We start from the raw sequence: 21,424 nt of genomic DNA on the forward strand, positions 1-21,424 counted from the left end.
GGCCGACAGCCCGCCGCGGCGCCGCAGCGAGGACAAGGCCGGCACACTCGGCGAGCGGGCCGCCGCCGCCTCCCGCACCGCCAAGGGCGCCGCCTCGCGGACGGCCAAGGGCGCCGCGACCCGGACGGCCCGCTCCGCGAAGTCCGTGCAGACCGCCACCGCGGCCCGCACCGCCGCCGTCGCCAAGGTGGCCCGCGCGGTGAAGGAGGCCCGCCGCAAGGAGCCGCAGCGCGCGCCGCTGCTGCGCACCACCGACCGCCTGGTGCTGCCGCCGCATCCCGCGGTGCACGTCCCGGACACCAAGGTCGCGCTGTCCACCGCCTCGGTGTACCCGTCGACCACCGAGACCGCCTTCGAACTGGCCGCCCGGCTCGGCTACGACGGCGTCGAGGTCATGGTCTGGAACGACCCGGTCAGCCAGGACATCGAGGCGCTGCGCCGCCTCTCCGACGCCCACGGCATGCCGATCCTCGCCGTGCACGCCCCCTGCCTGCTGATCACCCAGCGGGTGTGGACCACGGACCCGTGGACCAAGCTGGTGCGCGCCCGCGCCGCCGCCGAGCGGCTCGGCGCGGACACCGTCGTCGTCCACCCGCCGTTCCGCTGGCAGCGGCAGTACGCACGGGAGTTCGTCGCCGGGATCGGCCGGATGGCCGGCGAGACGGACGTCCGATTCGCGGTGGAGAACATGTACCCGTGGCGGTACAAGGACCGCGAGATGCTGGCCTACGCGCCGGGCTGGGACGTCACCGAGGAGGAGTACCGGCACTTCACCATCGACCTCTCGCACGCGGCGACCTCCCGGATCGACGCCCTGGAGATGGCCGACCGGATGGGCGACCGGCTCGCCCACATCCACCTCGCCGACGGCTCGGGCTCCGGCAAGGACGAGCACCTGATCCCCGGCCGCGGCAAGCAGCCCTGCGCGGAGCTGCTGGAGCGCCTCGCCCGCAGCGGCTTCGACGGGCACGTGGTGCTGGAGGTCAACACCCGGCGCTCCGCCTCGGCCGCCGAGCAGGAGGCCGACCTCGCCGAGGCGCTAGCCTTCACCCGGCTGCACCTCGCCACCCCCGCCCGGCTGCGCCGGGGCTAACCTGTCCCGGTACCGAGGGAGGCAGGACATGACAGACCTTCAGCAGCGGGCCCACGCGCTCTCGTTCGGGCCGGTCGCGGAGCAGTACGACGCCGCGCGGCCCACCTACCCGGCCGAGCTCTTCGACGAGCTGGAGCGCCTCGCCGGGCGGCCGCTCGCCGGGGCCGACGTGGTCGACGTCGGTGCCGGGACGGGCATCGCCACCCGGCTGCTCGCCGCCCGCGGCGCCCGGGTGCTGGCGGTCGAGCCGAGCGGCGGCATGGCGGCCCGGCTGCGGGCGGTGTCGCCGGAGATCGCGGTGGTGAAGGGCGTCGGCGACGACCTGCCCTGCCACGACGACTCCGCCGACCTGGTCACCTACGCCCAGGCCTTCCACTGGACGGACCCGGAGTGCTCGGTGCCGGAGGCCCTGCGGGTGCTGCGCCCCGGCGGCTCACTGGCGCTCTGGTGGAACGTCAAGGACCGCGCCGAGGGCTGGATCGCCGACCAGGAGCAGCGGCTCGCGAAGGCCCTGCCCTCGTACCACTTCTACGGCTCCAGCCTCACGGCCTTCGCCGAGCCGCTCGCCGCGCGGGGGCTGCAGGCGGGGACGGCCCGGCTGCACTGGGCGCGGCAGGTGACGGTGGAGAGCCACCTGGCCGACCTGGGGTCGCGCTCCTACTTCGCGGTGCTGCCGGCCGAGCAGCAGGCCCCCGTCCTCGCCGCCGAGCGGGCCGCCCTGCTCGCCGCCCACCCCGACGGCGTGCTGACCGAGCCGTACGTGCTCGACCTCTTCGTGGCCCGGACAGCGGCCTGACCCATGGACGCGCTGACCGCATCGCGGACAGGCGTCCACCGCCCGGACCGGGGGGCGTAACCTCGGTAGGACAGCGGTCCTGCACCCTCTTCCACCAGCGCAGCGGCCGCCCGCAGGCCCCGAAGGAGTGGAGCGCATGCCCGAGCTGAGGTCCCGTACCGTCACCCACGGCCGCAACATGGCGGGCGCCCGCGCCCTTCTCCGGGCCGCCGGCGTAGCCCGGGAGGACTTCGGCAAGCCGATCATCGCGGTGGCCAACTCCTTCACCGAGTTCGTGCCGGGCCACACCCACCTGCAGCCGGTGGGCCGGATCGTCTCCGAGGCGATCAAGCAGGCCGGCGGCATCCCGCGCGAGTTCAACACCATCGCCGTCGACGACGGCATCGCGATGGGCCACGGCGGCATGCTGTACTCGCTGCCCTCCCGCGACCTGATCGCCGACTCGGTCGAGTACATGGTCAACGCGCACTGCGCGGACGCCCTGCTCTGCATCTCCAACTGCGACAAGATCACCCCCGGCATGCTGATGGCCGCGCTGCGCCTCAACATCCCGACGGTCTTCGTCTCCGGCGGCCCGATGGAGGCCGGCAAGGCCACCCTGGTCGACGGCACCGTCCGCAAGCTCGACCTGGTCGACGCGATCTCCCAGGCGGTCAACGAAAACGTCTCCGACGAGGACATCGCGATCATCGAGGAGAACGCCTGCCCGACCTGCGGGTCGTGCTCCGGCATGTTCACCGCCAACTCGATGAACTGCCTCACCGAGGCGATCGGCCTCTCGCTGCCCGGCAACGGCTCCGTGCTGGCCACCCACACCGCCCGCCGCGACCTCTACGAGCGGGCCGGGCAGACGGTCGTCGAGATCACCAAGCGGCACTACCACCAGGACGACGCGTCCGTGCTGCCCCGCAACATCGCCACCCGGGCCGCCTTCGAGAACGCCATGGCCCTCGACATCGCGATGGGCGGCTCGACCAACACGATCCTGCATCTGCTCGCCGCCGCCCAGGAGGCCGAGCTCGACTTCGACATGCGGGACATCGACGCGATCTCCCGCAGGGTGCCCTGCCTGTCCAAGGTCGCGCCGAACGGCTCGTACTACATGGAGGACGTGCACCGGGCCGGCGGCATCCCCGCCATCCTCGGCGAGCTGTACCGCGGCGGCCTGCTGAACGAGGACGTGCACACCGTGCACGCCGACTCGCTCGCCGAGTGGCTGAAGACCTGGGACGTCCGCGGCGGCTCGCCCTCCGCCGAGGCCGTCGAGCTGTGGCACGCCGCCCCCGGCTGCAAGCGCACCTCCGAGGCCTTCGCGCAGTCCGAGCGCTGGGAGTCCCTGGACACCGACGCCGCCAAGGGCTGCATCCGCAGCGTCGAGCACGCCTACTCCGTCGAGGGCGGCCTGGCCGTGCTGTACGGCAACCTCGCCGAGGACGGCTGCATCGTGAAGACCGCCGGCGTCGACGAGTCGATCTGGACCTTCAGCGGCCCGGCCGTCGTCGTCGAGTCGCAGGAGGACGCCGTCGAGGCGATCCTCGCCAAGCGGGTCAAGGAGGGCGACGTCGTCGTCATCCGCTACGAGGGCCCCAAGGGCGGACCGGGCATGCAGGAGATGCTCTACCCGACCTCCTTCCTCAAGGGCCGCGGCCTCGGCAAGGCCTGCGCACTGATCACCGACGGCCGCTTCTCCGGCGGCACCTCCGGCCTGTCGATCGGCCACGCCTCCCCGGAGGCCGCCTCCGGCGGCACCATCGCCCTGGTCGAGGACGGCGACACCATCTCCATCGACATCCCCGGCCGGAAGATCAACCTGGAGGTCTCCTTCGAGGAGCTGCACGAGCGCCGGCTCAAGCTGGAGGCCGACGGCGGCTACAAGCCGAGGAACCGTCAGCGCCAGGTCAGCCAGGCCCTGAAGGCGTACGCGGCGATGGCCACCTCCGCCGACAAGGGCGCCGTCCGCGACATCAGCAAGCTGGGCTGAGACCGCGGCAGCGGACCGGAAGGGCGCCGTACCCCGCGGCCCTGTTGCCGTCGGGTCTGCGGCGCCCCTCCGCCGCCCGGCCCCCCGGCCGGGCGACAATGGGTGCCGTGAACCAGCGCACCCCGGGCAGGAAGCCCGCCGCAGGCCCCGAGCCCGAGCCGATCCGGTTCTTCGGCACCACCTGGGTCGACCACGGCGGCGGCTACTGGCTGCGCCGGGTCCTGGTCTCGCTCGGCGCCCTCGTCTGCACGGCCGCCGCCGCGCTGGTGCTGCGGTTCGCCATCGCCGGCGTGGCGCTCTCCGACGCCGGCCGCTTCGTCGACGTGCTGCTGATCGCGGCCGTCGCGATCTGCTCGTGCCTCGCGGCGATCCGCACCTGGAAGACCCTCACCGAGGGCCGCCACACCCTCGACGGCTGGATGGCCGAGGACCGCTCGCTGGGTGCCGTCTGGCTGATCGGCGGAGCAGGTGCGCTCGCCGCCTACTTCTTCCGCAGCCTGGTCGAGGCCCCGGGCGAGGCGGTGCACCGCGCGGCCTACGAGAAGGCCCGCCGCGGGCGCCGCTGAGGGGCCGCCTCCACGGGGGAGGCAAGTCAGGTGCCCCCAGCGCCCCTGATGGGCCGCCCCTGGTGGGTTCCCTACTTTCCGAAGGCCCGGGCGAGGTCGTCGAAGAGGTCCTCGGGCTCCTCCAGGCCGACAGAGAGGCGGAGCAGGGAGGGGTGCGGGCGGGCCTCGGGGGCGACCGGGCGGTGGGTCAGCGAGGCGGGGTGCTGGATCAGGGTGTCCACGCCGCCGAGCGAGACCGCGTGGGTGATCAGGTCGCAGCCGGCGGCCGTGCGGGCCGCCGCCTCGTACCCGCCACGCAGCGAGAAGGCGAGCACCGAGCCGGCGCCGGTCATCTGCCGGCCGACCAGGCCCTGCGGGTCGCACTCCGGCAGGCCCGGGTAGTAGACCTGCTCGACCTCGGGGCGGCCGGCCAGCCAGGCCGCCACCTTGGCGGCGTTCGCCGCCTGGTGGCGCACCCGCAGCGGCAGCGTCTGCAGGCCGCGGTGGAGCAGGTAGGCGGCGAGCGGGTGCAGGATGCCGCCGGTCACCGCGCGGACCCGGCGCAGCCGGGCCGCCCACTCGGCGTCGGTGGCGACGGCACCGGCCAGGACGTCGCCGTGGCCGCCGAGGTACTTGGTGGCGCTGTGCAGGACGAGGGTGGCGCCGTGGTGCACCGGCTGCTGCAGGACGGGCGTGGCGAAGGTGTTGTCGACCAGCAGCGGCACGTCCCCGCACTGTGCGGCGACGGCGGACAGGTCGACCAGGTCGAGGGTGGGGTTGGCCGGGGTCTCGACGACCACCAGGCCGGTGTCCGGGCGGATCGCGGCGGCGACCTCGCCGGCGGTCGCCCAGGTCACCTCGGTGCCGAGCAGTCCGGTGGCCAGCACGTGGTCGGTGCCGCCGTACAGCGGGCGGACCGCGACGACGTGCCCCCTGCCCTCGGCGCGGGCGGCCAGCAGGCAGGCGGCGAGCGCGGCCATGCCGGAGGCGAAGGCGACCGCCTGCTCGCAGTCCTCGAGTTCGGCGAGGGCCTCCTCGAAGCGGGCGGTGGTGGGGTTCCACAGCCGCTGGTAGACGGCGCTGCCGCCGTCCGGGACGAGTCCGCCGGTGGCCAGTGCCTCGTAGCTGTCGCCGCCGGTCTCCACGCCGGGGAGCGGGTTGGTGGTGGAGAGGTCGATCGGCGGGACATGGGTCCCGAGGCCGCGCAGGTCGGTTCTGCCGGCGTGGACGGCCCGGGTGTCGGCGTGGGGCATGGGTGGCCTCCTCGGCGGGGTGTGGGGGTGGCCCCATGGTGAAGAGTCCGCGGGTCAGCGGCCACAGTTCGGCAGAAGATTCGGATACCGGCCGGTAGGTCTTGCGGATGTTCGAGCGGTCCGACGATCGTGGGCCCCGTGCCGAAGAATCCGCAGCGCGAACTCGCCCCTGTCGACCGGGCCATCCTGCGGCTGCTGGTCGCCGACGCCCGGATGCCCAACAACGCCATCGCGGAGGCGGTGGGCATCGCCCCGTCCACCTGTCTGGGCCGGATCAGGGCGCTGCGGGAGCGCGGTGTGATCCGCGGCTTCCACGCCGAGGTGGAGCCGGGTGCGGTCGGGCTGGGCATCCAGGCGATGATCGCGGTGCGGCTGCACGCGCACACCAAGGAGCAGATCAGCAGCTTCGCCGGCGGCATACCCCGGCTGCCGGGCGTGGTGGCCGCCTACCACCTGTCCGGGGCCGACGACTACCTGCTGCACGTCGCGGTCGCCGACACGGACGCACTGCGCGACTTCGTGCTGGACCACCTCACCGCGCACCCCGCGGTGCAGCACACCGAGACCAGCCTCATCTTCGGCCACGTCCGGGGCGCCGCCCCCACGGCGGGCGACTGACCCCGGACGGCGCGTCAGCTCCGCGTCAGCGTGCCGCAGGCCCCGTGGTCGTCCGGCTTGCGGTTCGGGTCGTAGGGGTCGACCACCGGGCCGGTGTGCGGCTCTTCGTGCCGAGGCCGATGGCGACGCTGAAGTCCGTCTCCAGGTAGCCGCTGCCCGACGCGCACACGTTGTTGCCCAGATCCGACGCGGGTGCCCGCCCCGAGGTGCTCCGTCAGCTCGGCCGGGGCGGAGCCGCCGACCGCCCGTCAGCCGCGCCGGCGGGCCTGCTTGACCGAGCCGACCACGCCCGCGACCGCCAGCAGCAGCCCGGCGGGCAGCAGCGAGGCGAACAGGGCGGCGAACAGCCCCGAGCTGCCGAGCAGGGTCATCGCCAGGGTGTTCAGCACCCACAGCGCGCCGGCCGCCGGCAGCGCCGACTGCCAGGGGTGCTCGTCGGCCCAGCGCTGGAGCCGCCGGTCGCCGGTGTCCCGGCGCAGCCGGCCGCCGAGCGTGCCGACGAGGAAGAAGAAGAACAGGCCGAGGCCGACCGGCCCGGCCAGGATGTCCATGGACCAGTTCCCGGTGACGATGTTCACCCCGAGGGCGGCACCGCCGACCACCGTGCCGACGGCCGCAGCCGTCCGCCACGGGCCGAGAGTCGCCGCGGCGACGGCGACCTGACGGCTCTCACTTCGCGACAAATCTCCGTTTCCCATGTCACCACCGTGCGCCCGGGGGTCCCTGGAAATCCATAGGGGTGATCCCCGAGTTTCCCCCGAGGACGGCTGTTCGGCCGGAGCCGGTCCGCCCGGGAGGGAGCCGTCCGTGAGCGTCTGCTGACGCGTCGTCGGCGCCGGGCGCGGTCGGCCCCAACGGCACCTGTGGTTCATATGAACATCATTTGAATCCGGTCTCCCAGAGGCAGTCGCATCCCTATGCTGCGGCCGTCCCGTCCGTCCACCGAGAGATCCCAGATGCTGATCACCGCCGTCCTGCTCCTCCTCGTCGGCGCCGTCCTGCTCGTCCTGAGGTGGCGCAAGGTCACCGACTCCGGGGCGGCCACGGCGTCCGGCCTGGTGTCCGTCGGCCTCGGCCTGCTCGCGGGCCTCGCCACCGTCGTCCACGTGGTCGCGCCCTACGAGGTGGGCGTGCCCACCACCCTGGGCAAGGTCGGCGGCACGTGGCAGCCGGGACTGCACCTGAAGTCGCCGCTGACCGACGTCTCCACCTTCTCGACCCGGCCGGTCGACCTCGACCTCACCGGCAAGGACACCGTCGAGGTCCGCTCCTCCGAGGGCGGCGTGCTCTACGCGGACATCACCGTGAAGTGGTCGGTCGACCCCAAGCACACCCAGAGCCTGTTCAAGCTGGCGGGCGACACCGACGCCGTGCAGAAGCGCCTGGTCTACCCCGACAGCCGCGAGATCGTGCGCAACGTCTTCGCCAAGCACACCGGCGTCGAGGGCTACAGCTCCCAGCGCGAGGCGATCAGCACCGAGATCGAGCGGCTCATCACCGCCCGGCTGGCACCGCGCGGCATCCTCGTCAACGGCGTCAACCTGCGGAACGTGAAGCCCAGCGACAGCCTGCAGCACGCGATCGATCAGAAGATCCAGCAGGACCAGGCCACCGCCCAGGCCGAGGCCGCCGTCCGCACCGCCAAGGCCGAGGCCGAGAAGCGGAAGATCGAGGCGGACAGCACCGCCGCGGCCAACACCGCCATCGCCAACTCACTCACCGACAAGATCCTGATGAGCCAGTGCATCGAGGCCTTCAAGGCCGCCGCCGAGAAGAACCCGGTGTACGCCAGTCCCTGCGGCACCGGCGGCTCGCCGGTCATCGTCGACGGCACCAAGCGCTGACGCCCGGGTGCCGGGGGCCGCCGCCCCCGGCACCCGGTCCGGCTCAGAGCGTCCAGTCGACGGTGAGCACCGCACCCGCACCGCGCTGCAGGAAGACGTACGCGGTGGAGGCGAGCGCCTGGTCGAACTGCAGCCGCAGCTGCACCGTCGACCCGGGCCGGATCGCGGCCACACCCGCCGCGGAGAACTCGCCCGAGGTCCGGGAGCCCGACGCGAACCGGGCCACCGTCGCCGCCGCACCCGCGCTCGCCGGGGCCGACCAGTCGTCCGTGCCGGCGGTGCAGGCCGCGCCGAAGCAGCCGTCCCGCACGTCGACGGTCAGCTGCGCCGCGGCCCACGGGTCCCCGCTGCCGCTGCCGTAGCCCAGGGTCAGCCGCGCGCCGGTGATCGTGGCGCCGGCCGGGACGGCCGAGGCGTCGAAGGAGAGCAGCGCCCGGTTCTGCCTGCCGTCGGTGCCGCGGCCCACGGCGAGGCCCAGACTGTCGGCGAGGGTGCCCACCGCGGGCGAACCGCCGTCCGCGGCGGCCTTCACGTAGCCGTCCCGCGCGGTGTCGTCGGTGAGCTGCGTGCTGCCGGAGCCGCCCGAGGGCGAGGGGGACGGGGACGGCGAGGACGGCGGGCTGGGGGAGGGCGACGGCGCCGAGCCGTCCAGGCCCCAGAACCGGCCGATCCGGTAGGAGGCGCAGAGGTTCGCATCCAGCACGTACGCCCCGGCGGTGCCGCACTGCTCGGCGCCGCTGCCCGGGTCGACCGGCTGGCCGTGGTCCATGCCGGTGATCGAGTACACCTCGACCCGGTCGGCGCCCGAGGCATCCCGGTACACCTGGTGGGGGTAGCCCGCGACGGTGTCGCTCACCGCGGGCGTCTGGCCGGTGCCGGCGACGTCCGTCCACTGCTTCATCAGCTCGGTGAGGTTCACCGGCTTCACCACCGAGTCGGACGAGCCCTGCCAGAGCGAGACCTTCGGCCGCGCCCCCGTCCACGACGGGTACGCCTGCCGGACGAGGTCGCCCCACTGCTGCGGGGTCTTCGAGGTGCCCATGGTCATGCAGTTCACCGAGGCCTCGACCGCCGTGGTGGCGCAGTGGTACGGGAGCCCGGCGACCACGCCGCCGCCCGCGAACACGTCCGGGTAGTCCGCCAGCAGTGCGGCCGTCATCGCCCCGCCCGCCGACAGGCCGGTCACGTACACCCGGGCCGGATCGCTGCCCAGGTCGGCCACGGTCTTCGCGACCATCTGACGGATCGACAGCGCCTCGCCCGCGTCCCGCCCGAAGTCACCGGGCTGGAACCAGTTGAAGCACTGCGAGGAGTTGTTGGCGGACTGCTGCTGCGGCATCACCACGGCGAAGCCCCAGGCGTCCGCCCAGTGCGTCCAGCCTGCCGCCTCGCCGTACGACGCCGACTGGGTGCAGCCGTGCAGCGCCACCACCACCGGCCGCCCGGCCGGCAGCGCGGCGGGCGCGTAGCGGTACATCAGCAGATTGCCCGGGTTCGAACCGAACCCGGTGACCTGGACGGTGCCGGCGGCCCTGGCCTCGCCGTGGCCGAGCCCGAGCACCGCCGCCGCGGCCACGGCGAGCAGCGCGAGCGCCGCCCACCACCGTCTCAGGGGCGTGTCGTACGTCATGGGGGAACTCCTCAGGTGGGGGAGAGCCGACCGTACGGGCGGTGCCGCGCCGCCCGGCACGGTACGGACGGACACCCCGGACGCCACCGGATGGCGGCGCACCCCATTGCAGGCCCCGGCCGTCCGCGACCGCGCTGCCCACGGTTCGGACATCCCGGCCCACGGCCCTCCGCCGGTGCGAGGATGGCCGCAGAGCACCGTACGAAGGAGCGGCCCCATGCCCAGCAGCGCATCCGGACAGAAGATCGCCTTCCTCGGCACCGGCAAGATCGGCGAGGCCCTGCTCTCCGGCCTGCTGCGGGCCGGCGAGGACCCGGCCGACGTCCTGGTGACCGCCCGCCGCCCCGAGCGCGCCGCCGAACTCGCCGCCCGCTACGGCGTCACGGCCGTCAGCAACGCCGAGGCCGCCAAGCTCGCCGACACCCTGATCCTCGCGGTGAAGCCGCAGGACATGGGCACCCTGCTCGACGAACTGGCGCCGCACATCGCCCCCGACCGGCTGGTCGTCTCCGCCGCCGCCGGTATCCCGACCGCCTGGTTCGAGGAGCGGCTCGCCGCCGGCACCCCGGTCGTCCGCGTCATGCCCAACACCCCCGTCCTGGTGGACGAGGGCATGAGCGTCATCTCCGGCGGCTCGCACGCCTCCGAGGCCCATCTGGAGCGCACCGAGGCGATCTTCCGCTCGGTCGGCAAGGCGATCCGCCTGCCCGAGGCCCAGCAGGACGCGGCGACCGCCCTCTCCGGCTCCGGCCCGGCCTACTTCTACTTCCTGGTCGAGGCGATGACCGACGCCGGCATCCTGCTCGGCCTGCCCCGGCAGGTCGCCCACGACCTCATCGTGCAGTCCGCGATCGGCGCCTCGATCATGCTGCGCGACTCCGGCGAACACCCCGTCAAGCTCCGTGAGGCGGTCACCTCCCCGGCCGGCACCACCATCGCGGCCATCCGCGAACTGGAGAACCACGGCGTCCGCGCCGCCCTCCTCGGTGCCCTGGAGGCCGCCCGCGACCGCTCCCGCGAGCTGGCCGGCGGCGGCAAGTAGCCCGCCGCGGCCCGGCACCGGAGCCCCGGCGCCGGGCCGGTAGGCTCGACCGGGTGAGCTACGACCTGGTGATCTTCGACAACGACGGGGTGCTCGTCGACAGCGAGCCCATCTCCAACCGGGTGCTGGCCGCGTACCTCACCGAACTCGGCTACCCGACCACCGTCGAGGACTCCTACCGGGACTACATGGGCACCGCCGCGCACCGGGTCCACGACGTCATCCTGGAGCGGCACGGCGACCGGCTGCCCGAGGGCTTCGACGACCTCTTCCACGGCCGGGTGTTCGCCGCCTTCGAGGCCGAACTCGGACCGGTCGCCGGGGCGGAGGCCCTGCTCAAGACCCTGCAGCAGTCCGGCGTCCCGTACTGCCTGGCCTCCTCCGCGCACCACTCCTGGATCCGCACCGCGCTCGACCTCACCGGCCTGCGCGGGCACCTCGCCGAGGAACTGATCTTCAGCGCCCAGGACGTCGGCGTCGGCAAGCCCGCCCCCGACCTCTTCCTGCACGCCGCCCGCACCATGGGTGTGCCGCCCGAGCGCTGCCTCGTCCTGGAGGACAGCCCCAACGGCGTGCTCGCCGCGCGCGCCGCCGGCATGGACGTGTACGGCTACGCCGCGCTCACCGACCCCGCCAAGCTCACCGCCGCCGGCGCCACCGGCCTCTTCTCCCGCCTCGCCGAGGTCTCCGCACTCCTGGGCCACTGACCGGGGAGCGCCCCTGATCGGTTCACCCCCTCCCGGAACGGCTCGCGAGGGCCTACGCTCGGCCACCACACGTCGGTACCCACCAGTAGCGGGGGCCCCATGGCCGAGACCACCGGACGGCTGCGGCAGGCGCGCGCCGCACTGGCAGCGAGCTTCCTGCTGCAGGGCGCCACCTTCGCCCTGCTGGTCAGCTGCATCCCGGAGATCCAGCGGCGGTACGGGCTCGACGACTCCCTCCTGCCGGTCTTCCTCGCCGCGGTGCCGATCCTCGCCGGGGCGGGCTCCATCGCCTCCGAGGCACTGGTGCGACGCAGCAGCCCCCGCACCGTGCTGCGGGTCGTGCAGCCCGCCGTCTGCCTCGCCCTCGCCGCCGTCGGCGTCGGCACCGCCCTGTGGCAGCTCGCCCTCGCCCTGGCCGCCTTCGGGCTGCTGGTCGGTGCACTGGACGCCTCGATGAACATGCTCGGCGTCGGCCTCCAGCACCGGTACGGCCGCAGCATCATGCTCGGCTTCCACGCCGCGTTCAGCCTCGGCGGGATCGCCGGTGCCGCCGTCGCCGGCCTCGGCGCGCACCGCGGGAACCCGCTGAGCGTGCTGTTCGCCGGCTCCGCCGCGGTGCTGATCCCGGCCGCCCTGCTGGTCGGCACCCGCTTCGCCGGCCCGGCGGAACTCGGCGACGCCGTCGAGCAGGCGGCCCGCGCGGCCGGCCGCGCCGTCCCCTGGCGCCCGCTGCTGCCGCTCTGCCTCGCCATGGCGGTCGCCTACATCGCGGACGCCTCGGTCTCCAACTACAGCGTCAAGTACCTCACCGACACCCTGCACAGCCCCGACGACCTCGCCAAGCTCTCCTACCTGGGCTACATGCTGGCGATGCTGGCCGGCCGCGCCCTCGGCGACCGCGGCGTGCAGCGGTTCGGCGCGGTCGCGGTCGTCAGGGTCGGTGCGGCGACCGCCGCCCTGGGCTTCGCCGCCGCCGCGGTCGCCCCCGCCCCCTGGGCCGGGATCGCCGCGTTCACCCTGCTCGGGCTCGGCATCTGCGCGATCATTCCGCAGGTCTTCGCGGCCGGGGGCCGCCTGATGCCCGCCGACTCGGACGCCGCCGTCGCCCGGCTCAACCTCTTCAACTACGTCGGCTTCCTGGTCGGCTCGCCGCTGGTCGGGGCGATCGGCGACGCCGGCTCCTACCGGGCCGCGCTGCTCGCCCCGATGCTGCTGGTGCTGGTGATCCTCCCGCTCGCCGGCCACTTCGCCCCCGCACCGGCCCGGGAGTCCAAGGAGCCCGCCCAGGCGCACTGAACCCCCTGCGTCCCGCCCCCGGCCACCCACTACGGTGGAGGCATGCCCGACGCCGAGCGCGACGACAACCCCTGCGGCCTGCACCTCTTCTGGGACGACGCGGTGACCGCGTACGACTTCGGCCCCGGCCACCCGATGGACCCGACCAGGCTCGCTCTCACCAAGCACCTGGTCGACGCCTTCGGGCTCGGCGGCGGCCCCGGTGTCACCGTCCGCTCGGCCCCCGCCGCCGGGGACTCGACCCTGCGCCTGGTGCACACCGCCGAGTACATCGCCGCCGTCCGCAAGGTCGCCGCCGACCCGGACCTCGCCGATCTGCGGCACGGCCTCGGCACCGACGACAACTGGGCCTTCCCCGGCCTGCACACCGCCTCCGCGCTGATCGTCGGCCAGTCCGTCGCCGCCGCCGAGTCGGTGTGGCGCGGCGAGGCCCGGCACGCCGTCAACTTCGCCGGCGGGCTGCACCACGCCATGCCCGACCGCGCCTCCGGCTTCTGCGTCTACAACGACCCGGCCCTCGCCATCGCCCGGCTGCTGGAGCTCGGCGCCGAGCGGGTCGCCTACGTCGACGTCGACGTGCACCACGGCGACGGCGTCCAGCAGGCCTTCTGGAACGACCCGCGGGTGCTCACCGTCTCGCTGCACGAGCACCCCGCGACACTCTTCCCGGAGACCGGCTGGTCCACCGAGTCCGGCGGGCCGGACGCCCCCGGCAGTGCCGCCAACCTGCCGCTGCCGGCCGGCACCGGCGACACCGGCTGGCTGCGCGCCTTCCACGCCCTGGTGCCCGAACTGCTCGCCGCCTTCCGCCCGCAGGTGCTCGTCACCCAGCACGGCGCCGACACCCACGTCGAGGACCCGCTCGCCCACCTCGCGGTCAGCCTCGACGCCCAGCGCCTCGTCGCCGAGGCGCTGCACGGCCTCGCCCACCAGCACGCCGACGGCCGCTGGATCGCCCTCGGCGGGGGCGGCTACGCGGTGGTCGACGTGGTGCCCAGAACCTGGACCCACCTGGTCGCCACCGCGGCCGGCCGCCCGCTCGACCCGGCCGCCGAGACCCCCGAGGAGTGGCGTGCCGAGGTCTACCGCCGGACCCGGCAGCAGGCGCCGCTGCGGATGACCGACGGCGCCGACCCCGACTGGCGGGACTTCCACGACGGCTACGACCCGGCCTCCCGCCTCGACCAGGCGATCCTCGCCGCCCGCCGCGCCGTCTATCCCCACCACGGCCTGCTGCCCTGACCTGCGGCCGGGGCCCGGCGCCCCCGCCCGCGCCGCGCGCGCCGGGCCGGTGCTCCCGAGCGCCCCGCCACGCCCGACCGGCCGGTCCGCCTGCGCCATACGCCTTTCGGCTACGTACTGCAATCGGGGGATGCCGCACCGTACAAGGACTGGGCATCCCCCTCTTCCCACTGGTACCACCCATAACTACTCTGGGCATACACGTGTGCCGGTGGAGTCACCGGAGGGGAAGCCGGTGCCTTGCACACGGGTAAGGGTCGGGTGATGGTCATGAGTTCAGGCGAACGCCCCCTGCAGGAAGTCGTCTTCCTGACCGTGGCCGAGGTGGCCTCGGTCATGAGGGTGTCCAAGATGACGGTGTACCGCCTGGTGCACAGCGGTGAACTGCCGGCGATCCGGGTCGGGCGCTCGTTCCGCGTCCCGGAGCAGGCGGTCCACGCGTACCTGAAGGAGTCCTACGTGCGGCTCGAGAGCGCGTAGGCCTGACACGGCAGGGCAGGATTACTGCTTACCCCGGGCGGACGGTAGGCTAGGCCCTCCGTCAGTCGTATGGACACCCGTCTCCCATGGACGGGGTCCGAGTGAGCGAGGTTTGTTCCGTGGGCTCTGTCATCAAGAAGCGTCGCAAGCGTATGGCCAAGAAGAAGCACCGCAAGCTTCTGAAGCGCACTCGCGTGCAGCGTCGCAACAAGAAGTAACCCGCGGCCGGACTACTTCCCGCTCACGCGGGGGGCCAGCCGCTGCACCGACGGCCGCCTCGCGCGCACCAGGTGTCCGAACTGCCCGCCCGGGCCGAGCCCGGGCGGGCAGTGGTGTCTTCGCACCCGATCGTGGCGCCGGTGCGGGGCCGGGGCGTGGCGCCGGTACGGCCCGGAAACATCCGCACGGTACGGTGCAGTCAGGGCGACAGGAGGAGGCCGCAGCAGCGTGGGCAGGACCGTACTCGTCACCGGTGTGGCCCGGCACCTCGGCGCCCGGTTCGCCGCCGCGATCGCCCGCTCGCACGGGGTGGACAAGGTCGTCGGCGTCGACGTCCAGCCGCCCGCGGAGGCGCTGCCGCCCGGCATCGACTTCGCCCGGGTCGACCTGCGCCGCCCGGCCGTCGCCCGGGTGATCGCCGAGCACGGCGTCGACACCGTCGTGCACCTCAACGTCTCCGCCATGGGCCCGGGCGGTCGCTCCGCCGTCAAGGAGACCAACGTCATCGGCACCATGCAGCTGCTCGGAGCCTGCCAGAAGGCCCCCGGGGTGCGCCGCCTGGTGGTGAAGTCCACCACCGGCGTGTACGGCTCCGCGCCCCGCGACCCGGCCGTCTTCCACGAGCGGATGCAGCCCAAGGAACTCCCGGCCGGCGGCTTCGCCCGGGACGCCGCCGAGGTCGAGGGCTACGTCCGCGGCTTCGCCCGCCGCCGGCCCGACGTCGCCGTCACCGTGCTGCGCTTCGCCAACATCGTCGGCCCGGTCGGGGACACCCCGCTCTGCGCCTGGTTCACCCTGCCCGTGCTGCCCACCGTGCTCGGCCGCGACCCGCGGCTGCAGTTCGTCCACGAGGACGACGCCGTGGAGGTGCTGCGGCTCGCCGCCCTCGACCCGCGCCCCGGCACCACCAACACCGGCACCTTCAACGTGGCCGGCGACGGCGTCCTGCTGCTCTCGCAGTGCGCCCGCCGCCTCGGCCGGCCCACCGTGCCGCTGCTCAGGCCCGCGCTCGGCGCGGTGGCCGGGCTCGTCCGACAGACCAGGCTCGCCGACATCTCGCCCGAGCTGATCCAGCTGCTCACCCACGGCCGGGTCGTGGACACCACCCAGCTCCGCGAGACCTTCGGCCACACCCCCCGCTTCACCACCGCCGAGGCGTTCGCCGACTTCGTCGCCGCCCAGCGGGCGGGCCTGCTGCCCCCAGAACGGCTCGCCGCCGTCACCGACCGGCTGGCCGCCCTGCTCGGCCAGGACGACCGCCGCACCCAGGAGCCGATGCCGCGATGACCGCAGCCCGCAAGACCGAGCCGGCCGACGCCAAGGTCATCCCGATCGAGTCCGCGCCCAGCTGGCACGCCGGGAGCCCGGCCGGCGGCGGCTTCGCGGACCGGCTGGCCGAGGCCGTCGGCGGGGCGCTCGCCGGACAGCTCGGCGCCACCGCCACCAAGGTCCTCGGCAAGGGCTGGGAGGACCGCGCCGCGAGCGGCCTGGCCTTCCTGCGGCGCCGGATCACCGGCGACTACGAGGTCGACGAGTTCGGCTTCGACCGGGAGCTCACCGAGGAGGTGCTGCTCTCGCTGCTGCGACCGGTCGCCGAGAAGTACTTCCGGGTCGAGGTCCTCGGCGTCGAGAACATCCCCGCCGAGGGCGGCGCGCTGATCGTCGCCAACCACTCCGGCACGATCCCGCTCGACGCGCTGATGACCCAGGTCGCGATCCACGACCACCACCCGCACCGGCGGCACCTGCGGATGCTCGCCGCCGACCTGGTTTTCGTCCTGCCCGTCGCCGGCGAGCTGGCCCGCAAGGCCGGCCACACCCTCGCCTGCAACGAGGACGCCCAGGCGCTGCTGGAGCGCGGTGAGGTGGTCGGGGTCTGGCCGGAGGGCTTCAAGGGGATCGGCAAGCCCTTCTCCGAGCGGTACAAGCTCCAGCGGTTCGGCCGCGGCGGCTTCGTCTCCTCCGCCCTGCGCGCGGGCGTGCCGATCGTGCCCTGCTCGATCGTCGGCGCCGAGGAGACCTACCCGATGATCGGCAACTTCCGCTCGCTGGCCCGGCTGCTCGGGCTGCCGTACGTGCCGATCACCCCGACCTTCCCCTGGCTCGGGCCGCTCGGCGCGATCCCGCTGCCCACCAAGTGGACGATCCAGTTCGGCGAGCCGATCCCGACCGACGGCTACCCGCGGGAGGCCGCGGACGACCCGATGCTGGTCTTCAACCTCGCCGACCAGGTCCGCGAGACCATCCAGCACACCCTGTACAAGCTGCTGGTGCAGCGGCGGTCGGTGTTCTTCTGACACCGGTGTCCGGGCCGCGGCACGGCCCCGGGAACGCCGGAGCGGCCGTGGGAGCTCGGGAATCCCACGGCCGCTCCGGCGGAGCCGGCCTCAGCCCAGGGTGAGACCGGGCAGCAGCCCGGGGATCAGCGGCGGGATCGTGATGCCCTGACCCTCCGGCGCTCCGGAGGCCGAGCCGGTCGGGGCGGGGGAGGCGCCCGATCCGGTCGTGCCGCCGGTGGCCGGCGTGCCGGTCTGCCCGCCGCCCAGGCCGTTGGTGAGGCCGTCGACCAGACCGCTGACACCCTGCGGGGCCGCGCTCGGCGCGGCGCCGTTCGGGGCGGTGCCGGTGCCGTGCGCCGTCGGCGCACCCGAACCGCCCTGCGTGCTGCCCTGGACGGCACCGCCCGACGCCTTGTCCGAGGACTGACCGTCGCCCAACCCCGTGCCGTGCTGGCCGCCCGAACCGGGCGTCTCCAGATGCAGGGGTGCGACGTCCTCGCTTATGTCGTCGAACAGCTCGTCGACCTTGTCGGCCTGCGGGCCGAGCTGGCCGGGCAGCCGGTCGTGCAGGCGAGTCCAGCGGTCGTCCTGGCCCGAGGCGAAGGTGGCGAGCTGGCGCATCGGGGCCAGCGAGCCGTTGCTCCGGTACACCGAGCGCAGCAGGTCGCGGCCGCGGACGGCCTCGGCGTGCATGTCGTCCAGCGCCTGTCGGACCTGCTCGACCGTGTCGGGGCTCAGCGTGTCCGGCGAGCCGGACCGCTGGAGCAGGCTCTGCGCCTCGTCCAGCCGGGCGGTCGCCTGCTCCAGCAGCAGCGCACCGCGTTCGGAGTCCGACCCCGCCCAGTCCAGCCGGAGGCCCTCCAGGCCGCGCTTCATGCCGTAGAGGGCGTCGCCCGGCAGCGCACCGCCGCTGGCGGCCGCGGCACCGGCGAAACCGCCGACCGCGACGCCCGCGACCAGGCCGCCGATCGCGAGGCGGCGGCCCCAGCGGCCGCGGGCCGCCCGGGCGGCCCGGTGTCCGCGCTGCCGCGGCACCGCAGGGGTGCCGCCCCCGGCGAACGCCTGCTCGAACGCGGCCATCAGCCGGGCCCGTTGGACCGCCTTGGCCTCCGCGGAGAACTCCGGTACCGGCAGCTCCCCGAGGGTGTCCGCCACGGCCAGCAGCTCGGCCATCGCGGTGGATCCGGCACGGTGGGCACCGCCCGGTGTGCTCCCGTCGGGGCCGCCCCCGCCGGGTGAGTTGTCCGTCCGGTGGGCCTCCAATGCCTCGGCGAAGGCCTTCGCCCGCCGGTGCTCCAGCACGTTTGCCGTCACGGGCCGCACCTCCCTTCGTCGTTGTCGACACCGTGGCCTGCCGGAAGGTTGTCTCGGCGGGCCGAAACCACACCATCGGGTGATGCGGTCCGAACCTGCTTGACCGCATGCCCGCTGATGGTTTCCACGCTGGCCAACGAGCGGTGCCGGGAGTCGGTTACGCACGACTGATCATGTGACCGCGCATTCACCCGCCCGTGTCGGAGCACGGGCCCGGGTGACGGTCCGTCGGCTATGGACGTCACGGCAGCCGGCTCACCGCGCGTCCGGGGGCAGCAGGCGTGCCAGTGTCCGCACCGCGCGGTACTGCAGGGTCTTGATGGCGCCCTCGTTCTTGCCCATGATCCGCGCCGTCTCGGCGACCGAGAGCCCCTGCAGGAAGCGGAGGTTGACGCACTCCTGCTGCTGGGGGTTGAGCCGCCGCACCGCGTCCCGCAGGGCCGCGTTGGCCAGCGACTCCAGGACGGACTCCTCCGGGCTGCGCTCGCACTCGTTGGAGTCCAGCATCTCGCCGGTGGTGACCTCCAGCCGGAACCGGCTGGACTTGAAGTGGTCGGCCACCAGGTTGCGGGCGATGGTCACCAGCCAGGCGCCGAAGTCCCGTCCCTGCCAGGTGAAGGTGCCGATCCGGCGCAGCGCCCGCAGGAAGGTCTCGCTGGTGAGGTCCTCGGCGGTGGCCCGGCTGCCGACCCGGTAGTAGATGTACCGGTAGACGGTGTCCGAGTACTGGTCGTAGAGCCGGCCGAAGGCCTCGCTCTCGCCGGCCTGGGCGCGTTCGACCAGCTCCATCACCGGGTTGTGGTCGGTCTCGGTGCCCCGGTCGGTGCGCGGGCGGCTGCGGGCCGGGGCACCGACGCCGCGGCGGGCGCCGGTCGTGGCGCCGCCGGCGGCGGTGCCGCTGGTGGCGGTGGAGCGCAGCAGCGTGCCGGAGGCGGGGACGGGGCGCGGGCCGGGGGCGACGGGTGCGCCGGCACCGGCGAGGACGGGCTGGGGGACGAGCACCTGGAACTCGCGGATGGCGGCCCACAGCCGGTCCAGCCGGGCGCCGGTGCGCAGGGTGGCGGTCGACGGGCTGGAGGTGGCGGGCGCGTCGTTCCGGACGGGTGGGTACACGGGACTCCCAGAGGCAGAACTGTGGACGGGTCACCTCCGCCTGCGCGGAGAGCACGCCCCCTGCCCCCGCCGGGGGACACGCAGGTGCCGTGCATCCAGGAGAGGATAACGCTTTGTGCAATGACGGCTACACCCTGTGGCGGAAGTGGTCGTTTGAGATCCGGATGACGCGTATATTCAGCCGGTACTGATCGTCGGTGGCCGGTCGGAGCGCGCTCCGAGTGATCGAATGTCAACGCGGTGTGACCGATTCGAGTGAGGGGCGGGCGCTTTCCCTGCCTCGCGATCCGGTAACCCACAAGTTTCCCGAGGCGCCGAACGATCGGATCCGGTCAACTGCGAAGCGGGGCCGACGCGCCGCCGTCCGCCCGAGTTCGCCCGTAGGTGTGAGGAGTTGACGGGCCGCGGGTGGACGCCCGGGCAACCGCCCCGGACCAGGGCACATGTGACGGCCGGTCGGCCGCCGTGCACGGCGCGGCCGGAGGCTCAGGCGGTGCGGCGGCGCCGGTGGACGGCCAGCGCCGCGGCCGTGGCGCCCGCCGCGACGCCGAGTCCGGCGGCGGCCGGCAGGCCCACCTTGGCGGCCTTGCGGCCCGTGCGGAAGTCGCGGACCCGCCAGCCGTGCGTCCGCGCGTGCCGGCGCAGCGAGGCGTCCGGGTTCACCACGTAGGGGTGGCCGACCAGGCTGAGCATCGGGATGTCGTTGGCGGAGTCGCTGAACGCCGCGCAGCGGGAGAGGTCCAGCTGCTCGCGGCGGGCCAGCGCCTGCACCGCGGCCGCCTTGGCCGGCCCGTGCAGCAGCCCGCCCACCAGCCGGCCGGTGTACTCGCCGTTCGAGGTCTCGGCCACGGTGGCCAGGGCGCCGGTCATGCCCAGCCGGCGGGCGATGATCCGGGCGATCTCCTGCGGGGCCGCGGTGACCAACCAGACCCGCTGCCCGGCGTCGAGGTGCATCTGGACGAGCGCCCGGGTGCCGGGCCAGACCTTGTCCGCGATGACCTCCTCGAAGATCTCCTCGCAGATCTGCTCCAGCTCGGCCGTCCGCTTGCCGGCGACCAGGCCGAGCGCGGTGTCCTGGGCGTCCGCGATGTGCGTCGGGTCCTCCGAGCCGTGCAGCCGGAACCAGGTCTGCTGCCAGACGAAGCGGGCGACGTCGCGGCGGGTGAAGAACCGCCGCCGGTACAGGCCGACGCCGAGGTAGAACATCGCGGCGCCGCGCAGGATCGTGTTGTCGCAGTCGAAGAACGCCGCCGCCTGCGGGTCGCCGGGCGTCGGGGTGTGGTCCTCGGCGGGTGCCCTCCTGCCGCGCCCGGCCTTCTCGGGCTTCTCGGCCTTCTCCGGCTTCGCCGCCTTCTCGGCCGTGCGCTGCGCGGTGTCCGTCGCGCCGTTCCGCTCCGCGCGCTGCGCGGCGAGCAGGTCGGCCTCGGCCGCGTCGGCGGCGGCCTCGCCCGCCAGCGCGGTCCGCTCGTCGGGGGAACGCCTTGCGAGGTGGAGCCTTCGTAGCGCGGCCATGGACCGAGCATAGCCAGCCGGAACGGTGTTCCCGTGACGCCCGCGTGCAGGAGCCGTTAACGGTGCGCATCGGAGCCGTGACCCGTGCCACGGGCGCACAATGGCCGGGTGAGCCTGCTGCGACGCGACAAGAACAAGAAGCCCGCCGACCGGGTGGTCACCCTGATCGGCAAGCCCGGCTGCCACCTGTGCGACGACGCCCGCACGATCCTCGTCCGGGTGACCGGCGAGCTCGGCGCCGCCTTCGAGGAGAGGGACATCACCCAGGACGAGACGCTGTACCACCAGTACGCCGAGCAGATCCCGGTCACCCTGATCGACGGCCGCCAGCACGACTTCTGGCGGGTGGACGAGCGCAGGCTGCGCGCCGCCCTCGGCGCCTGATCCGGCGCCCGTCCGCCGCCACCGCCCGCCGCTGTTCTCCCCCGCCACCCCCGCCGATCGGCGGGGGGGGGGGGGG

Annotated in this window: 21 protein-coding genes; 15 read left to right on the forward strand and 6 right to left on the reverse strand. The window is 73.9% G+C overall.

Annotation, left to right across the window (positions count from 1 at the left end):
• Positions 1-259: 259 nt before the first annotated feature.
• The 4 genes from KSNIM_RS21395 to KSNIM_RS21410 all read left to right on the forward strand — a co-directional run bounded on the left by KSNIM_RS21395 (position 260) and on the right by KSNIM_RS21410 (position 4,436).
• Complete coding sequence (locus tag KSNIM_RS21395; RefSeq protein WP_411543879.1) at positions 260-1,093, forward strand: sugar phosphate isomerase/epimerase family protein; 834 nt, start codon at positions 260-262, stop codon at positions 1,091-1,093.
• Positions 1,094-1,121: 28 nt separating this feature from the next.
• Positions 1,122-1,889 carry a class I SAM-dependent methyltransferase gene (locus KSNIM_RS21400; RefSeq protein ID WP_263104801.1) on the forward strand — a complete coding sequence of 256 codons (768 nt, stop codon included), beginning with the start codon at positions 1,122-1,124 and terminating at the stop codon, positions 1,887-1,889.
• 136 nt (positions 1,890-2,025) lie between these two features.
• Positions 2,026-3,870 carry a dihydroxy-acid dehydratase gene (ilvD, locus tag KSNIM_RS21405; protein ID WP_263104802.1) on the forward strand — a complete coding sequence of 615 codons (1,845 nt, stop codon included), beginning with the start codon at positions 2,026-2,028 and terminating at the stop codon, positions 3,868-3,870.
• Between the two features lie 107 nt (positions 3,871-3,977).
• The gene (locus KSNIM_RS21410; protein WP_263104803.1) at positions 3,978-4,436 is read left to right on the forward strand and encodes an EamA/RhaT family transporter; all 459 of its coding nucleotides are present in this window, start codon (positions 3,978-3,980) and stop codon (positions 4,434-4,436) included.
• 71 nt (positions 4,437-4,507) lie between these two features.
• Here the strand turns inward: KSNIM_RS21410 and KSNIM_RS21415 are convergent, their stop codons facing one another.
• Entirely contained in the window at positions 4,508-5,668 is a 1,161-nt protein-coding gene (locus KSNIM_RS21415) for a trans-sulfuration enzyme family protein (protein ID WP_263104804.1), read from the reverse strand.
• A gap of 138 nt (positions 5,669-5,806) precedes the next feature.
• On the opposite strand from KSNIM_RS21415, the gene KSNIM_RS21420 reads away from it, so the two are divergent.
• Positions 5,807-6,286 carry an Lrp/AsnC family transcriptional regulator gene (locus tag KSNIM_RS21420; protein ID WP_263104805.1) on the forward strand — a complete coding sequence of 160 codons (480 nt, stop codon included), beginning with the start codon at positions 5,807-5,809 and terminating at the stop codon, positions 6,284-6,286.
• 248 nt (positions 6,287-6,534) lie between these two features.
• Here KSNIM_RS21420 and KSNIM_RS21425 read toward each other — a convergent pair whose 3' ends face one another.
• Positions 6,535-6,969 carry a hypothetical protein gene (locus KSNIM_RS21425; protein ID WP_263104806.1) on the reverse strand — a complete coding sequence of 145 codons (435 nt, stop codon included), beginning with the start codon at positions 6,967-6,969 and terminating at the stop codon, positions 6,535-6,537.
• A 273-nt stretch (positions 6,970-7,242) separates the two neighbouring features.
• On the opposite strand from KSNIM_RS21425, the gene KSNIM_RS21430 reads away from it, so the two are divergent.
• Positions 7,243-8,130 (forward strand): prohibitin family protein, encoded by an 888-nt coding sequence (locus KSNIM_RS21430; RefSeq protein ID WP_263104807.1) that lies wholly within the window; start codon positions 7,243-7,245, stop codon positions 8,128-8,130.
• A 43-nt stretch (positions 8,131-8,173) separates the two neighbouring features.
• Here KSNIM_RS21430 and KSNIM_RS21435 read toward each other — a convergent pair whose 3' ends face one another.
• Positions 8,174-9,760 (reverse strand): PHB depolymerase family esterase, encoded by a 1,587-nt coding sequence (locus KSNIM_RS21435; RefSeq protein WP_263104808.1) that lies wholly within the window; start codon positions 9,758-9,760, stop codon positions 8,174-8,176.
• 217 nt (positions 9,761-9,977) lie between these two features.
• Between KSNIM_RS21435 and proC the strand changes: the two genes are divergently transcribed.
• The 8 genes from proC to KSNIM_RS21475 all read left to right on the forward strand — a co-directional run bounded on the left by proC (position 9,978) and on the right by KSNIM_RS21475 (position 17,043).
• Entirely contained in the window at positions 9,978-10,802 is an 825-nt protein-coding gene (gene proC / locus KSNIM_RS21440) for a pyrroline-5-carboxylate reductase (RefSeq protein WP_263104809.1), read from the forward strand.
• A gap of 53 nt (positions 10,803-10,855) precedes the next feature.
• A complete protein-coding gene (locus KSNIM_RS21445; protein ID WP_263104810.1) occupies positions 10,856-11,509 on the forward strand; it encodes an HAD family hydrolase in 654 nt (217 codons plus the stop codon).
• A gap of 99 nt (positions 11,510-11,608) precedes the next feature.
• Positions 11,609-12,805 carry an MFS transporter gene (locus tag KSNIM_RS21450; protein ID WP_263104811.1) on the forward strand — a complete coding sequence of 399 codons (1,197 nt, stop codon included), beginning with the start codon at positions 11,609-11,611 and terminating at the stop codon, positions 12,803-12,805.
• 42 nt (positions 12,806-12,847) lie between these two features.
• Positions 12,848-14,047 (forward strand): acetoin utilization protein AcuC, encoded by a 1,200-nt coding sequence (locus KSNIM_RS21455; protein WP_263104812.1) that lies wholly within the window; start codon positions 12,848-12,850, stop codon positions 14,045-14,047.
• A gap of 270 nt (positions 14,048-14,317) precedes the next feature.
• Positions 14,318-14,527 carry a helix-turn-helix domain-containing protein gene (locus tag KSNIM_RS21460; protein ID WP_052390398.1) on the forward strand — a complete coding sequence of 70 codons (210 nt, stop codon included), beginning with the start codon at positions 14,318-14,320 and terminating at the stop codon, positions 14,525-14,527.
• Positions 14,528-14,646: 119 nt separating this feature from the next.
• Entirely contained in the window at positions 14,647-14,745 is a 99-nt protein-coding gene (locus tag KSNIM_RS21465) for a 30S ribosomal protein bS22 (RefSeq protein ID WP_003948845.1), read from the forward strand.
• A gap of 229 nt (positions 14,746-14,974) precedes the next feature.
• Positions 14,975-16,033, forward strand: coding sequence for an NAD-dependent epimerase/dehydratase family protein (locus KSNIM_RS21470; RefSeq protein WP_263104813.1), 1,059 nt, complete (start codon positions 14,975-14,977; stop codon positions 16,031-16,033).
• Entirely contained in the window at positions 16,030-17,043 is a 1,014-nt protein-coding gene (locus tag KSNIM_RS21475; protein WP_263104814.1) for a lysophospholipid acyltransferase family protein, read from the forward strand. The genes KSNIM_RS21470 and KSNIM_RS21475 overlap by 4 nt, the downstream gene beginning before the upstream one ends.
• 90 nt (positions 17,044-17,133) lie before the next feature.
• On the opposite strand, the gene KSNIM_RS21480 is transcribed toward KSNIM_RS21475, so the two are convergent.
• The 3 genes from KSNIM_RS21480 to KSNIM_RS21490 form a co-directional block, all read right to left on the reverse strand.
• A complete protein-coding gene (locus KSNIM_RS21480; RefSeq protein WP_263104815.1) occupies positions 17,134-18,339 on the reverse strand; it encodes a DUF5667 domain-containing protein in 1,206 nt (401 codons plus the stop codon).
• 255 nt (positions 18,340-18,594) lie between these two features.
• Positions 18,595-19,452, reverse strand: coding sequence for an ECF subfamily RNA polymerase sigma factor, BldN family (locus KSNIM_RS21485; RefSeq protein ID WP_263104816.1), 858 nt, complete (start codon positions 19,450-19,452; stop codon positions 18,595-18,597).
• Positions 19,453-19,938: 486 nt separating this feature from the next.
• The gene (locus tag KSNIM_RS21490) at positions 19,939-20,964 is read right to left on the reverse strand and encodes an HAD family hydrolase (RefSeq protein WP_263104817.1); all 1,026 of its coding nucleotides are present in this window, start codon (positions 20,962-20,964) and stop codon (positions 19,939-19,941) included.
• Positions 20,965-21,072: 108 nt separating this feature from the next.
• On the opposite strand from KSNIM_RS21490, the gene KSNIM_RS21495 reads away from it, so the two are divergent.
• Positions 21,073-21,348: a glutaredoxin family protein gene (locus KSNIM_RS21495; protein WP_263104818.1), complete on the forward strand. Its 276-nt coding sequence runs from the start codon at positions 21,073-21,075 to the stop codon at positions 21,346-21,348.
• Positions 21,349-21,424 lie beyond the last annotated feature (76 nt).

Source organism: Kitasatospora sp. DSM 101779, assembly GCF_025655475.1.
In the GTDB taxonomy this organism is placed as follows: domain Bacteria; phylum Actinomycetota; class Actinomycetes; order Streptomycetales; family Streptomycetaceae; genus Kitasatospora.

What these genes read in the sequence shown, in the direction of transcription:
- KSNIM_RS21400 (WP_263104801.1), top strand. Translation starts at nt 1,122, where the DNA reads ATGACAGACCTTCAGCAGCGGGCCCACGCGCTCTCGTTCGGGCCGGTC.
- ilvD (WP_263104802.1), top strand. Translation starts at nt 2,026, where the DNA reads ATGCCCGAGCTGAGGTCCCGTACCGTCACCCACGGCCGCAACATGGCG.
- KSNIM_RS21415 (WP_263104804.1), bottom strand. Translation starts at nt 5,668, where the DNA reads ATGCCCCACGCCGACACCCGGGCCGTCCACGCCGGCAGAACCGACCTG.
- KSNIM_RS21430 (WP_263104807.1), top strand. Translation starts at nt 7,243, where the DNA reads ATGCTGATCACCGCCGTCCTGCTCCTCCTCGTCGGCGCCGTCCTGCTC.
- KSNIM_RS21435 (WP_263104808.1), bottom strand. Translation starts at nt 9,760, where the DNA reads ATGACGTACGACACGCCCCTGAGACGGTGGTGGGCGGCGCTCGCGCTG.
- proC (WP_263104809.1), top strand. Translation starts at nt 9,978, where the DNA reads ATGCCCAGCAGCGCATCCGGACAGAAGATCGCCTTCCTCGGCACCGGC.
- KSNIM_RS21450 (WP_263104811.1), top strand. Translation starts at nt 11,609, where the DNA reads ATGGCCGAGACCACCGGACGGCTGCGGCAGGCGCGCGCCGCACTGGCA.
- KSNIM_RS21455 (WP_263104812.1), top strand. Translation starts at nt 12,848, where the DNA reads ATGCCCGACGCCGAGCGCGACGACAACCCCTGCGGCCTGCACCTCTTC.
- KSNIM_RS21460 (WP_052390398.1), top strand. Translation starts at nt 14,318, where the DNA reads ATGAGTTCAGGCGAACGCCCCCTGCAGGAAGTCGTCTTCCTGACCGTG.
- KSNIM_RS21475 (WP_263104814.1), top strand. Translation starts at nt 16,030, where the DNA reads ATGACCGCAGCCCGCAAGACCGAGCCGGCCGACGCCAAGGTCATCCCG.
- KSNIM_RS21490 (WP_263104817.1), bottom strand. Translation starts at nt 20,964, where the DNA reads ATGGCCGCGCTACGAAGGCTCCACCTCGCAAGGCGTTCCCCCGACGAG.